General features: G+C 50.3%; 17 protein-coding genes. 11 read left to right on the top strand and 6 right to left on the bottom strand.

The window, feature by feature from the left end:
* The first annotated feature begins 84 nt into the window (after positions 1-84).
* The 11 genes from Q8O77_RS06610 to Q8O77_RS06560 are packed head-to-tail and all read left to right on the top strand — an operon-like array spanning position 85 to position 7,810.
* Complete coding sequence (locus Q8O77_RS06610; RefSeq protein ID WP_305552063.1) at positions 85-1,065, top strand: calcium/sodium antiporter; 981 nt, start codon at positions 85-87, stop codon at positions 1,063-1,065.
* Positions 1,066-1,077: 12 nt separating this feature from the next.
* Positions 1,078-2,046, top strand: coding sequence for a KpsF/GutQ family sugar-phosphate isomerase (locus Q8O77_RS06605; protein WP_305552062.1), 969 nt, complete (start codon positions 1,078-1,080; stop codon positions 2,044-2,046).
* A gap of 1 nt (position 2,047) precedes the next feature.
* On the top strand, positions 2,048-2,602 hold the full coding sequence (gene kdsC, locus Q8O77_RS06600; protein WP_305552061.1) for a 3-deoxy-manno-octulosonate-8-phosphatase KdsC: 555 nt from the start codon (positions 2,048-2,050) through the stop codon (positions 2,600-2,602).
* On the top strand, positions 2,599-3,153 hold the full coding sequence (gene lptC / locus Q8O77_RS06595) for an LPS export ABC transporter periplasmic protein LptC (RefSeq protein ID WP_305552060.1): 555 nt from the start codon (positions 2,599-2,601) through the stop codon (positions 3,151-3,153). Before kdsC ends, lptC begins: the two co-directional genes overlap by 4 nt.
* Positions 3,143-3,631 carry a lipopolysaccharide transport periplasmic protein LptA gene (gene lptA / locus Q8O77_RS06590; protein ID WP_305552059.1) on the top strand — a complete coding sequence of 163 codons (489 nt, stop codon included), beginning with the start codon at positions 3,143-3,145 and terminating at the stop codon, positions 3,629-3,631. Before lptC ends, lptA begins: the two co-directional genes overlap by 11 nt.
* Complete coding sequence (gene lptB, locus Q8O77_RS06585; RefSeq protein WP_305552058.1) at positions 3,628-4,350, top strand: LPS export ABC transporter ATP-binding protein; 723 nt, start codon at positions 3,628-3,630, stop codon at positions 4,348-4,350. Before lptA ends, lptB begins: the two co-directional genes overlap by 4 nt.
* Before the next feature lie 49 nt (positions 4,351-4,399).
* On the top strand, positions 4,400-5,884 hold the full coding sequence (locus tag Q8O77_RS06580; protein WP_305552057.1) for an RNA polymerase factor sigma-54: 1,485 nt from the start codon (positions 4,400-4,402) through the stop codon (positions 5,882-5,884).
* Between the two features lie 25 nt (positions 5,885-5,909).
* Positions 5,910-6,197 carry a ribosome hibernation promoting factor gene (hpf, locus tag Q8O77_RS06575; RefSeq protein ID WP_173501607.1) on the top strand — a complete coding sequence of 96 codons (288 nt, stop codon included), beginning with the start codon at positions 5,910-5,912 and terminating at the stop codon, positions 6,195-6,197.
* 4 nt (positions 6,198-6,201) lie between these two features.
* Positions 6,202-6,678 carry a PTS IIA-like nitrogen regulatory protein PtsN gene (gene ptsN, locus Q8O77_RS06570; protein WP_305552056.1) on the top strand — a complete coding sequence of 159 codons (477 nt, stop codon included), beginning with the start codon at positions 6,202-6,204 and terminating at the stop codon, positions 6,676-6,678.
* Positions 6,675-7,535, top strand: a complete 861-nt coding sequence (gene rapZ / locus Q8O77_RS06565; RefSeq protein WP_305552055.1) for an RNase adapter RapZ — start codon at positions 6,675-6,677, stop codon at positions 7,533-7,535. Before ptsN ends, rapZ begins: the two co-directional genes overlap by 4 nt.
* Positions 7,536-7,537: 2 nt before the next feature.
* The gene (locus Q8O77_RS06560; protein WP_305552054.1) at positions 7,538-7,810 is read left to right on the top strand and encodes an HPr family phosphocarrier protein; all 273 of its coding nucleotides are present in this window, start codon (positions 7,538-7,540) and stop codon (positions 7,808-7,810) included.
* Positions 7,811-7,813: 3 nt separating this feature from the next.
* Here Q8O77_RS06560 and Q8O77_RS06555 read toward each other — a convergent pair whose 3' ends face one another.
* Genes Q8O77_RS06555 through Q8O77_RS06530 form a run of 6 tightly spaced genes read right to left on the bottom strand, consistent with a single transcriptional unit; the run spans position 7,814 to position 13,659 of the window.
* On the bottom strand, positions 7,814-8,182 hold the full coding sequence (locus tag Q8O77_RS06555; protein ID WP_305552053.1) for a Na+/H+ antiporter subunit G: 369 nt from the start codon (positions 8,180-8,182) through the stop codon (positions 7,814-7,816).
* A 9-nt stretch (positions 8,183-8,191) separates the two neighbouring features.
* Positions 8,192-8,461 (bottom strand): K+/H+ antiporter subunit F, encoded by a 270-nt coding sequence (locus Q8O77_RS06550; protein ID WP_305552052.1) that lies wholly within the window; start codon positions 8,459-8,461, stop codon positions 8,192-8,194.
* Positions 8,455-8,991, bottom strand: coding sequence for a Na+/H+ antiporter subunit E (locus tag Q8O77_RS06545; protein ID WP_305552051.1), 537 nt, complete (start codon positions 8,989-8,991; stop codon positions 8,455-8,457). The genes Q8O77_RS06550 and Q8O77_RS06545 overlap by 7 nt, the downstream gene beginning before the upstream one ends.
* A complete protein-coding gene (locus Q8O77_RS06540; protein WP_305552050.1) occupies positions 8,988-10,511 on the bottom strand; it encodes a monovalent cation/H+ antiporter subunit D in 1,524 nt (507 codons plus the stop codon). Before Q8O77_RS06540 ends, Q8O77_RS06545 begins: the two co-directional genes overlap by 4 nt.
* Complete coding sequence (locus Q8O77_RS06535) at positions 10,511-10,864, bottom strand: Na+/H+ antiporter subunit C (RefSeq protein WP_305552049.1); 354 nt, start codon at positions 10,862-10,864, stop codon at positions 10,511-10,513. The genes Q8O77_RS06540 and Q8O77_RS06535 overlap by 1 nt, the downstream gene beginning before the upstream one ends.
* Positions 10,864-13,659, bottom strand: coding sequence for a monovalent cation/H+ antiporter subunit A (locus Q8O77_RS06530; RefSeq protein WP_305552048.1), 2,796 nt, complete (start codon positions 13,657-13,659; stop codon positions 10,864-10,866). The genes Q8O77_RS06535 and Q8O77_RS06530 overlap by 1 nt, the downstream gene beginning before the upstream one ends.
* Positions 13,660-13,754: the final 95 nt, after the last annotated feature.

Here is a 13,754-nt window from a genome sequence, read left to right as displayed (position 1 = left end):
GCTTTTTTTGCAATTCGCACCGATAAGCAGGAAAATACCACGCGATACCTTACACAAGACTTACACAGAACAGGGAAATACATATTGTCACCTTTGCTACTCGCCATTATTTTTGTCGTTGTCGGGCTGGTGTTACTGATTTGGAGCGCTGATCGCTTTGTGTTCGGCGCGTCCTCTATCGCCCGCACCGCCGGTATATCACCGATGATTATCGGCCTGACTATCGTTGCCATGGGCTCGTCGGCGCCTGAAATGCTGGTATCTGCCAGCGCGGCCTGGCAAGGACGCTTAGATACGTCTGTCGGTAATGCGCTCGGTTCAAATATCACTAATATCTTGCTGGTTATTGGTGCCGCTGCGTTATTAAAACCGATTGCAGTCTCATCGTTAACGCTAAAGCGCGAGTATCCGTTGCTGCTGTTGTGCACCCTGCTGGGCTACTACTTTATTTCCGACAACGCGCTAACGCGCTTTGAAGGCATTCTGTTATTAACGGCCTTTGTTGCTTTTCTGGCATTGCTGGTTTATTGGGGTAAACATGCCACACCGGATGATCCGCTAATTGCTGAACTTAATGCGGAAATGCCGGCACAAATCTCAGCGTTAAGGGCGATGGTTTGGCTCGGTATTGGCCTGGTGTTATTGTTGGCCAGCTCACAATTATTAATCCATGGCGCCGTAACCATCGCCACTTACGCAGGCCTCAGCGATTTAGTGATTGGTTTAACCATTATCGCCATAGGCACCAGCTTGCCGGAGTTGGCCGCCAGTATTATCGGTATACTTAAAGGTGAAGATGATTTAGCTTTGGGCAATATTATCGGTTCGAATATTTTTAATATTCTGGCGGTATTGGGGCTTGGCGCTGTTATAGGCCCTGCAGGTTTAGATCCTATGGCCGGCAGCCGCGACAGCTATGTCATGATAGCCGCCACCGTAATAATGCTGCTGATGTCACTGCGGTTGGGTAAAATCAGACGGATTAACCGTGCGGAAGGCGCAATACTGCTATGTGGCTTTGTCGGTTATCAGTACCTGCTATTTAATGCCCTGACCGCTTCTTGAACTGAGAGTGATATGACAACTGATTTTCGTATCCGCGCTGCCGAGGTAATACGCATCGAAGCTGAAGCTGTAGCACAGTTGCAGCAGTATTTGGATAGCGACTTTAACCTGGCCTGCCAGCTTATTTTCGACAGTAAAGGTAAAACCATAGTCTCCGGCATGGGGAAATCCGGCCATATCGCCAACAAAATTGCAGCAACCCTGGCATCCACCGGCACACCGGCTTTTTTTGTTCATCCGGGCGAAGCCAGCCATGGCGATTTAGGTATGTTGTCGGCAGAGGATGTGGTGATTGCCATTTCCAACTCCGGTGAAACGCCGGAAGTGCTGACGATTATTCCGGTAATTAAACGTTTGGGGATTAAACTGATTGCCATGACCGGCAATCCGGCATCAACGCTGGCGAAGCTGGCCGATGCTCATCTGTGCGTTAAAGTAGAACAGGAAGCCTGCCCGCTGGGCCTGGCGCCGACTGCCAGCACCACCGCCACCCTGGCAATGGGTGATGCCCTGGCGGTAGCGCTGCTGGATGCCCGCGGCTTTTCTGCCGATGATTTTGCGCTGTCGCATCCCGGCGGCAGCCTTGGCCGCAAGCTGTTATTGCGGCTGGAAGATGTCATGCACCGTGGCGCTGAAGTGCCGCTAGTGCCCGAAACGGCCACCATTAAAGATGCGTTACTGGAGATTTCAAAAAAAGGTCTTGGCATGACGGCAATCGTCGACCATGCAGGCGCCTTAGCCGGTATCTTTACCGACGGCGATTTACGCCGTATTCTCGATCAGCGCTATGATATCCATACCAACCTGATTGCCGATGTGATGACCCGCCGCTGTATTACTGCGCAGCCGCAAATGTTGGCAGCAGAAGCGTTGCAAATTATGCAGCAGAAGAAAATAAACGGTTTGATTATCCTGGACGACAGCGGCAAACCGGTTGGCGCCATGAATATGCATGACTTACTGCGGGCCGGAGTGCTGTAAGATGACATTATTTAATAGCTTATATCAGCCTGTCAGTGAGCAAATCAACGCTAAAGCCGCCGCCGTTAAGTTACTGATTTGCGATGTCGACGGCGTATTCTCCGATGGCCGGATTTATCTTGGTAATAACGGTGAAGAACTGAAAGCCTTTCATACCCGCGATGGCTACGGCATTAAGGCCTTGCGCCAGGCCGGTGTAGAAGTTGCGGTTATCACCGGCCGCAATTCTGCCATAGTACAACAACGCATGACATCGCTTACAGTGCCGTACATTTACCAGGGCCAGGAAAATAAACTGGCTGCTTTTGCCGATTTACAGCAGAAATTGCAACTTACACCGGCACAAATTGCCTATATCGGCGATGATCTGGCAGATTGGTCTGTAATGCAGCAGTGTGGCTTAGCGGTGGCGGTAAAAGATGCCCACCCTTACCTGTTGCAACAAGCTGATTATATTACCAGCTTGCCCGGCGGCTATGGTGCGGTGCGCGAGCTGTGTGATTTATTGCTGATCAGCCAAAACCGTTTCGGCTTATTTGATGGCAGCAGCTCATGAGAAAGTTTTTTGTTTTTATTGTCTTTCTGCTGGCAGGAACCGCCGCTTATCTCTGGTTTGAACCAGCAGATGACAATGATGCGCTACAAACCGACCAGGAACTGTTGCCGGATTATGTGGCGCAAAAGGTGACCCGCCGTTTGTATGATGCACAAGGCTACCTGGCCGACACTGTCAGCGCCGACCGGTTGGAACATTTCGAATTACTCGGCTTCACCCGATTCGAAAACCCGGTGTATACCCTTTACAACGACGAACACCAGCCCGGCTGGAAAGCCAGTAGCCGTCAGGCCATTTGGTTTAATCAAGACAGAGTGATTCTGGAGCAACAGGTCAGTATCTTAAGCCTGATGCCGAACGAGCTGATTGAGCGCATAGACACAGAAACATTGGAGATGTTGTTTCCAAGCAATACCTTGCAAAACGATGCGCCGGTATTCATTCAGGGCAAAGGTTTCTATATCAACGGCAGTGGCCTGCGGGCTGATTTGACCAACGGCAGCTTGCAGCTGTTACAACACCAGCAAACGGTATATCAAAATGAGCAATAAAATAATCTCCGCTCTGTTGCTGCTGAGCAGCAGCGTGGTCATGGCACAACAGCCCGACTACAGCCAGCAAATACAGATAGATGCCGATAACCTGGCGTCGCTAAAAGAAAACGTGCTGACCTATCGCAATAACGTAGTGGTTACTCAGGGCTCGTTGCAGATGAAAGCCGACCAACTGGAAATTAATGCCAGCGCCGGCAAGGGCAAAGAAGTTTATATCGCCACCGGCAGTCCGGTCAGCTACTCGCAGTTATTGGCAGACGGCCAACCGGTCACCGCCAAGGCCAACGAAATACGCTACGAGCCTGCCAGCCGGATGCTGACATTAACCGGCGATGCCGAACTGGCGCAAAGTGGCAGCGTAGTAAAGGCCTCGACAATAAGGTATAACGTAGAGAAGCAGGAGCTTAGCGCCGAAAGCAATGAATCCAAACGCGTTACCACTATCTTTACGCCAGAGGAAAAAAATAATCCATGAAGTTAGTTGCGTCGCATCTGGCCAAAAGCTACAAAGGCAGGCAGGTTGTTAAAGATGTCAGCCTTGAGGTAAATGCCGGGCAAATTGTCGGCTTACTTGGGCCTAACGGTGCCGGTAAAACCACTACCTTTTATATGATTGTCGGCCTGGTTCCCTCTGACAAAGGCACGATAAGCCTGAATGACAAAGATATTACCTTTGATCCTATCCATGCCAGAGCCAGACAAGGCATTGGCTATCTGCCGCAGGAAAGCTCTATTTTCCGCAAGCTTACTGTGCATGACAACCTGCTGGCTATTTTACAAACCCGCAAAGACTTAACGCCAGCCAAACGCGAAGAAGTGGCAGACGATTTGCTGGAAGAATTCCATATCGGCCATATTAAAAACAGCCTTGGCATGAGTTTGTCCGGCGGCGAACGCCGCCGCGTAGAAATAGCCAGAGCCCTGGCCGCCAACCCGGCATTTATTCTGTTGGATGAGCCCTTCGCCGGCGTCGATCCGATTTCAGTGCTCGATATTAAAAAAATTATTCAGCATCTGTGTCAACGCGGTATCGGCGTGTTAATTACCGACCACAATGTGCGTGAAACGCTGGATGTGTGTGAAATCGCTTATATTGTCAGCCACGGCGAGTTGATTGCGTCGGGCCCGCCGCAGGAAGTACTGTCGAATCAAAAGGTACGCGATGTATACCTGGGTGAGCAATTCAGGCTATAGTTAGCAAAAAATAATGCCAGCGTGTCATTCAGGAGAACGGTAGAAGTAGATGAAGCCCTCTTTGCAACTTCGCTTAGGACAGCAACTAACCATGACGCCGCAGTTACAACAGGCTATCCGCCTGTTACAACTGTCGACGATTGAGTTGCAGCAGGAAATTCAGGAAGCTCTTGATGCTAATCCGTTATTGGAAGCAGAAGACGAGTACGATAGCTTTGACACCGCCCCCAAGGAACCACAACAACAAGCTGACAACGGTACTGACGTCGACCATAACCCTGATGACAGCTACGAGCCGGCAGAGCCGGACAGCAGCGAGTCGATGACCGAACAAAATATTCAGGAAGATTTACCGCTGGATAATAACTGGGACGACTTAGTCAGTGCCGCCCCGGTCAGCGCCGGTAACAACAGTGGTGATGAGGACCATGTGTATCAGGGCGAAACCAGTGAAAGCCTGCAGGATTACCTGCGCTGGCAAATGCAACTTACCCCTTTCTCTGACACCGACCGCGCCATCGCAGAAATCATCATCGAAGCCATCGACGAAAACGGCCTGTTAACCATCAGCTGCGAAGAGATTCTTGAATCACTTGGCGTCGACGATATTGAAGCCGACGAAGTAGAAGCCGTTATTAAACGTATTCAGTTGTTTGACCCGGTAGGTGTCGGCGCCCGTTCGGTACAAGAGTGCCTGTTGGTGCAACTACGCCAGTTTGACCCCGACACGCCGTTTCTGGCTGAAGCCCGCAACATGATCAGTGAGCATACTGAATTTTTAGCTAATCGTGACTTTCGTTCTTTGATGCGAGTGACTAGACTCAAAGAGGATGAGTTAAAAGAAGTGATGCGGCTGATCCACAGCCTTAACCCTAGACCCGGTGCCGATGTTATCCGTGAAGAGCAACAGTATGTAATTCCGGATGTCAGCGTGCAAAAAGTAAAGGGCCGCTGGCAGGTAGAACTTAACCCCGACGCCATGCCAAAGGTACGGATAAACCAGCAGTATGCCGCTATGTCCCGCACGGCAAAAAACAGCTCTGACAGCCAGTTTATCCGCTCACATTTGCAGGAAGCGAAATGGTTTTTAAAAAGTCTGGAAAGCCGTAACGAAACCTTGTTAAAGGTGGCTAACTGCATAGTGCAGCAGCAACAGGCCTTTTTTGAACACGGTGAGGAAGCCATGAAACCCATGGTACTGAATGATGTGGCTGAAATGGTAGGCATGCACGAGTCCACCATTTCCCGTGTTACCACACACAAGTATATGCATACACCACGAGGTATTTTTGAACTTAAGTTCTTCTTTTCCAGTCATGTTAGTACGGAGAGCGGCGGTGAGTGTTCCTCCACTGCTATCCGGGCTTTTATTAAGAAATTAGTGGCGGCGGAGAACCCGGCTAAACCGTTGAGTGACAGCAAAATGGCTGACATTCTGCTGGAACAAGGCATTAACGTTGCGCGGCGCACCATTGCCAAGTATCGCGAGTCTTTGTTTATTCCGCCGTCAAATCAACGCAAGACCTTGCTGTAAATAAGCCTAAAGAAGGAATATGTCTATGCAAATCAATCTAACCGGTCGTCATGTTGAAATCACTTCTGCCTTAAAAGAATACGTAGACAACAAGTTCGCTAAACTGGAACGGCATTTTGATCATATAAACAATGTACATGTGATCCTAAACGTGGAAAAATTGAAGCAGATCGCTGAAGCCAAGCTGCACCTGAACGGTGGCGAAGTGTTTGCCGTATCTGAAAATGAGAACATGTATGCTGCAATTGACCAGCTGATAGACAAGTTAGATCGCCAGGTCATTAAGCATAAAGAGAAAATAGCCCGACACTGATTAGATGATGATGAATTTAACCTCTATGCTTGCCGAGAACTGCACTAAAAGTGCAGTTCTTTTTAACAGCAAAAAGCGCATTCTGGAATATATCGCTGAGCTGGCGCACCAGCAACTGCCGGATATGACAGAATACAGTATTCTTGAAGCGCTGATGACACGTGAAAAGCTCGGCTCAACCGGCATAGGTGGTGGTATTGCCATTCCGCATGGCAAGCTAAAATGCGTAACACAGCCAATGCTGGTGTTTGTAGTAAGTAAAGAAGCCATTCCGTTTGATGCCATTGACAATCAGCCTGTGGATATCTTCTGTGCCATTTTAATCCCGGAAGATCAGTGCCAGGCGCATCTGAGCACCCTGGCCGGCATAGCGCGGTTACTCAGCCAAAAAGAGCTGACAAAAAAAATCCGCCATGCCGATACTAACCAGCAGTTGTATCAGCTGTTAGTGGAATACAGCGCAATGGAACCGGCAAAATGAAGCTGCTGGTAGTCAGTGGTCGCTCCGGCTCAGGCAAGTCTGTTGCACTGCGTGTGATGGAAGACCTTGGCTACTACTGTGTCGACAATATCCCGGTAAACCTGCTGCCTACCCTTGCGACCACTGTGATGGGGCAATATGAGCGTGTCGCCGTCAGTATTGACGTGCGCAACCTGCCACAAGACCCGGACGAACTGGCGGACATTTTATCTTATCTGCCACGTAAACTGGATTTAACCATCCTGTATCTGGATGCCGACCATGCCAGCCTGATTAAACGCTTTAGTGAAACGCGCCGGCTGCATCCACTGTCGCATCAAGCTATGTCGCTGGATGAAGCCATATCGCGTGAACAACAGCTGCTGGATCCGATCTCCAGCCGAGCTGATCTGTATATCGACACCACGGATTTGAACGTACATCAGTTAGCGGAGCAATTACGCGAGCGTATCCTCGGGCAAAAAACCGGCCGGCTGGTTATTTTGTTTGAATCTTTTGGCTTTAAATACGGCATTCCCAAAGACGCCGACTTTGTCTTTGATGCACGCTTTTTGCCCAACCCGCACTGGGAGCCGGACTTAAAACCACTGACCGGGCTGGATCAGCCGGTAAAAGATTACCTGGCAGCACAGCCGGTAGTAGCGAAGTATATTTGGCAAATCAACAGTTTTATCAGCACCTGGCTACCGCACCTGGAGCGTAATAACCGCAGCTATCTGACCATTGCCATCGGTTGCACCGGCGGTCAGCACCGCTCTGTCTACATGGTTGAAAGTCTGGCTGAAAGCTATCGCAGTTCACGCGATGATGTACAGCTGCGTCACCGCGAATTGGTCAGACATCATAATAAGGCTTGATCATGCCTAAACTCAGTGAAACTGTCACCATTGTTAATCCATTGGGCTTGCACGCCAGAGCAGCTACCAAACTGGCCCAGCTGTGTCAGCAGTTTACGGCGCGGATTGAACTGATGCAGGAAGAAAAAACCGCTGATGCCAGCAGCGTGCTGGCGTTATTAATGCTGGCCAGCAGCAAAGGCAAAACCCTGCAGGTATGCGCTGAGGGGGAAGACGCTGAGCGGGCACTCAGCGCTGTGGTTGATCTGATCAAAAACGGTTTTGACGAAAGCTAACGGCTAGGGTTTTGGTTGCCGGTCGTGTTGTTTTTGTTGTGCCGGGTGAATATTCTCCAAACCAGCAGTTTTCTCTATCGCTTTCAGCTTGTGATGCAGCGCTGTTTTAATCAACATATGCGCACTGATAGGTGCGGTGATCAACAGAAAAATAGTGATCAACAATTCGTGCACACTGACATCACCGGAAATACTGAAAAAGAAAATAGAGCCCAATAAGATACCGCCCATGCCTAAGGTCGTGGCCTTGGTTGGGCCATGCAGCCGCATAAAGAAGTCCGGCATTCTGCTCAGGCCAATAGAACCAATCAGCACAAAGCTGCCACCTAACAACAGAAAAAACGCTACCGCCCATTCCATCCAATGTTGCATCAGTTGCTCCTATTCAATGATATCGCCGCGTAGCAGGAATTTGCACACCGCCACTGTGCTGACAAAACCCAGCATGGCTATCAGCAAGGCCGCTTCAAAGTACAGCGGAGAGCCCATTAATAAGCCGTACAGGATAATCAGCGCTATGCTGTTAATGTACATGGTATCCAGCGCCAGTATGCGATCCGGCAGGCTGGGGCCACGCAGCAAACGCCACAGGTTTAACAACAAGGCCACACTGATCATCGCGAACACCAGCATGATAACGTTATCTAGCATTGGAAAATCTCCTTCAACGGTGCCTCATAGCGCTGTTTAATCGAGGCAATCAGTTCCGCCTCATCACCCATGTTAAGCACATGAATAAGCAACCAACGTTGCGGCAACGGCTCACCCGGCACCAGCAATTCGGCACTGGGATAAATTTCTGCGCTGACAGTACCCGGCGTCATTGATACCGTGCTGGCCAGGATAGTGATGGGTAACTCGTGCTGCAGATCCAGCGGCACGCGCACAAATGCCGGATTTAACCGCCGTTTCGGCCCGAGAATTAACACCGCAACCTGAGCGTTGGCGGTAATAATGTCAGCGAATACCCGCAGTATGTAGCGTAAAGCCAATAGCGGCCGTTCAATCAGTGGCTGCGGATCACGAAAACGCAATGTCAGCATCGGGATCAACAAAGCGAGGATAATGCCGAAAAACACATGTACCGCTTCAACGCTTTGGTTTAACAATAGCCACACGATAAGCAGCAACATACTGCGGTAAGGTGTTGGCAACCAACGGTATTTAGGTTTAAACCTCATGGCGTTTCTCCCTGAGAAACAGACTGCCCCAAAATAATCTCAATAGTCGCGCTGGTATCATATAACTGCGCCGCGGCCTGGTGTGATAATTCGGTCAAAGGCCCGGCAAAGATCACCAGCAAAGGGCTGGCCAGCAGCAGCCAGCAAACCGAAAACACCTGAAGCGGCGCCGCTTTTTCTCCGGCAGCATCACTGCCGCTGATACGCCAGAATAAGGTGCTGCCGGCACGGGATAAACCAATAATCACCAGCAAGCTGCTTACCAGCACAAAACTCCACAATAACAGCCGGTTGGTTGGTTCTGTTGCTGCTTGCAACAGCATCAGCTTACCAATAAAACCGGAAAACGGTGGTAAACCGGCGACCGTTAATGCGGCCAGCACAAACATAAAACCCAACAGCACCGGCTGGATCACCCGCCGACCCGACACCAGCCGATCTGCGGCCTTGCCACGCTGATTAGCGATAAGATCGGCCAACAAAAACAGTGCGGCAGTAACTAACGTAGAGTGCACGGTATAATACAGGGCGGCGGCGGCTGACAGCTCTGTTTGCAGCGCGACTAAACTAACCAGGGTACCGACCGACACCAGCACCAGGTTAGCCACCAACTTGCGAAAATCCTGGCTGGCCATCACGCCAACAGCGCCCAATGCAATAGTGGCCAGCCCGGCCGGCAACAGCCAGTCGGCAGCGATGCCGCTTAATTCACCGGCGTCGGGACCAAATATTGTGCTGTACACCCGCAGCAAAGCGTAAACGCCAATTTTTGTCATCACGGCAAACAGCGCGGCCACTGGCGCAGAGGCAGAAGAATAGGTAGCAGGCAGCCAAAACTGCAACGGCAATACGGCAGCTTTTAGTGCAAACACAATCATCAGCATCAGGCCGCCGGCTTTTACCAGCATCATATCTTCGGCTGGCAAGGCGGCAACTTTCAACGCCATATCGGCAATATTCAGTGTACCCAAAGTGCCGTACAACACTGCCAGCGAAATCAGAAAAATAGCTGAACCGGTCAGGTTCAGCACCACATAGTGCACCGCAGCTTTGGTTTTGTTTTTGCCACCGGCATGGATCAGCAAGGCATAAGAGGCAATCAGCAGTACTTCAAAGAATACAAACAGGTTAAATAAATCGCCGGTTAAAAAGGCACCGTTAATCCCCATGATCTGAAACTGAAACAACGGGTGAAAAAAAGAGCCCTTTTCATCTTCACCGGCACTGCCGTAGCAAATAGCGCCTAATGCCAGAAATGACGTTAAACACACCATCACCACTGACAGGGTATCCGCCACCAGAATAATACCAAAGGGAGCCTGCCAGTTGCCGACCGCGTAGTGCAGCAAGCCCTGTTGCTGTACCTGCAATAATAACATTACCGCCAATACCAGCTGGATTGCTGCAGAAACCATGCTGAGCCAGCGCCGGCGCATAGGGGAATAATGAATTGGCGGCAACATAATCAGTAATGCTGTCAGCATCGGCAACAATACCGGCGCCGTAATCAAATGCCACATTAACGACTTTCCTTCTTCATATTGGCTGCATCCGGTAATTTACCGTCCACATGATCATTACCTAAATCGGCCCTGGCACGGATAGCAAGAATTACCAGGAAAGCGGTCATGGCAAAACCTATCACTATGGCGGTTAACACCAATGCCTGGGGTAAGGGGTCGGCATATTGCTCAGCAGTGCCCAGTACGGCAGCACCACGTAACGTCAGCCGACCGGAAGAAAAAATAAACAGGTTAACCGCGTACGACAGCATGGTCAGGCCCAATACCACCGGGAAAGTGCGGCCACGCAGCATTAAAAACACACCACAGGCGGTTAAAAAACCGATACAACAGGCAAATAAGGTTTCCATCAGATCGTATCCTTATGCACAGGCCGGTGGCTGGTGGTCATCTTGCCTAAACTGGCCAGAATCAGCAGCGTAGAGCCTACTACAGTGACATACACGCCCAAATCAAACGCTATCGCACTGGCCAATTCAATCTTGCCCAATAGCGGAATATCAAAGTAATCGAACCAGGAGGTCAAAAACGGTCGGTTAAACAACCAGCTGGCTACGCCGGTGCCCAGGGCAATCAACAGCCCCACCGCCACCACGCGTTGATACTCCACATTCATTCGCGCTTTTACCCAATCTACCCCCTGGGCGATATACTGCAGAATAATGGCTACGGCAGTAACTAAACCGGCAATAAAACCGCCGCCAGGCAAGTTATGGCCGCGGAAGAAGATATACACAGACACCATAATCGCCAGCGGTAACAAGCTTTGTGACACGGTAGACAATAACAGCGAATGGCGCTCAATGGCCCAGGGCCGGCCATCACCGTCACTGCTGGGCTTAAACAGCGGGATCCGTGTCAGTAATTTGAAGATACCTAACGACGCTATGCCCAATACCGTAATTTCACCCAGAGTATCAAAACCACGGAAATCGACGAGGATAACGTTAACCACATTAGTACCGCCACCACCGGTTTTGGCGTTAGTAATAAAGAAGTCAGAAATGGTGCTGAACGGCCGCGTCATCAGGGCATAACTTAAGCTGCCGACAATTACCCCAACCATACTGGCAATACTGATATCACGCACCACCCTGGAGGCTTCCGACTGTTTCGGCGTTTTGTGCGGTAAAAAGAACAGCGCCAGCATCAGCAGAATAATGGTCACCACTTCTACCGACAGCTGAGTTAACGCCAGATCCGGTGCCGAAAAGCGGGTAAAGGCGATAGACACCATTAAACCAACAACAGAAATCATCAATAAGGCCACTACACGTTTGCGGTGCCAAATAACCGTGGCAAAGGCTGCCAGCAGCAACATTACCGCACCGGCTGCATTAACGGCATCTACTGCCAGCTCCTGCCGTCCGCCCCACAGCGTATCTAAACTCAGCAACGGCATGCCGGCTAATACTACAAATGCAAATAGCAAAAAGGTCATATAGCGCTGCAAGGAACCGTTATCCAGCCAGTCATACAGCCGGTTGCAGCTGGCGGCAAACTTCTTAATACTGCTCTCAAAACTGTTCAGTGCGTCAAAATCAGGTAACGAATTCTGAAAATCGAATAAATGTTTACGGTTAACGTAAATTAACGTGCCGCCGGCTAACGCCAGCACACTCATCATCAGCGGTAAATTAATGCCATGCCAGATAGATAAACTGTACTGTGGCACCTCACCGGCTAACACAGCTGCAGATGCTGCATGCAGCAAATCGCCGACGATATAACCCGGGAAAATACCGACTAAAATACACAAGGCTACCAGCACTTCTACCGGTACCCGCATATAACGTGGCGGCTCGTGCGGTGTTTTCGTCAGACCTTTGGGTTGGCCGTTGAAAAACACGTCGTGGATAAAGCGCATCGAATAGGCTACCGAGAACACTGCTGCTACCGTTGCTAACACCGGGATCACCCAGGATAAAGACCCCAGCAAATGCTGGTGCAGGGTTTCGGCAAAAAACATTTCTTTCGACAAAAAGCCGTTTAACAGCGGCACCCCTGCCATCGCTGCGGCAGCCACCATTGCCAGGGTGGCGGTTATCGGCATAAATTGCCATAAACCATTCAGTTTACGCATATCGCGCGAGCCGGACTCATGATCAATAATACCGGCGGCCATAAACAGCGACGCTTTAAAGGTAGCGTGGTTAATAATATGAAACACCCCCGCTACTGCAGCAAGGTCGCTGCCCATGCCAAACAGCAGCGTAATTAACCCCAAATGACTGATGGTGGAATACGCCAATAAGCCTTTTAAATCATGCTTAAACAACGCCAGATAAGCGCCGATTAACAAGGTAGCCAGCCCGGTTAAGCTGACCAAAATAAACCACAATTCCGTGCCGGATAAGGCCGGATAAAACCGCGCCAGCAAAAAGATACCGGCCTTTACCATAGTAGCAGAGTGTAAGTAAGCACTTACCGGCGTAGGCGCGGCCATGGCGTTGGGTAGCCAGAAGTGAAACGGAAACTGCGCCGATTTGGTAAAACATCCCAGTAAAAACAGCACCAGCAACAACGGATACCAACTGTGCTGCTGAATAATATCGGTGCTGGCCAGCACCACTTCCAAATCGTAGCTGCCAACGACTTCGCCAATCAGTAAAAACGCGGCTAACAAGGCTAAACCGCCGGCTCCGGTTACCGTTAATGCCATGCGTGCGCCGCGGCGGGCTTCGGCTTTGTGCCACCAGAAGCTGATCAGTAAAAACGAGCTGATACTGGTCAGCTCCCAAAACAGCCACAATTGCAGCAAATTGCCGGACAGTACTATACCCAGCATCGCTGTCATAAACAGCATCAGATAAGCATAAAAACGCGGCATCGAATCGCGCTCAGACAGGTAATAACGGGCATACAGAATAATTAACAGGCCGATACCTAAAATCAGCAGGCTGAATAAAAACGCCAGACCATCAAGGCGGATAACGACATCTAAGCCCAGTAGCGGCACCCATTGCCAAAAGAAGCGCAGGCTTTCGCCGGCCAGGATGGTTTCGGCATGATACAGCAGCAACATCAGCGCGAACGCCGGAGGTATAGCAGTAGCAAGGGCGCAGGCACTGCGGTTCCACTTAGCAGTGATTACCGGTACCAAAGCCCCCAGCAGCGGCAGAAGTAAAATCCACAAAAGTGTCATAGCTGTCGCGCATCCTTATTAAAATTATTCTTACTGCCAGCCTATTCTGCACCGCCTGGCTTACAGATTAAGTTGTTGATATCCAAAGGCAGTTA

This window comes from Rheinheimera sp. (genome assembly GCF_030690345.1).
Classification (GTDB): domain Bacteria; phylum Pseudomonadota; class Gammaproteobacteria; order Enterobacterales; family Alteromonadaceae; genus Alishewanella.
Note: the sequence above shows the minus strand (reverse complement) of the source record. Positions and strands in the feature narration are given on the sequence as shown.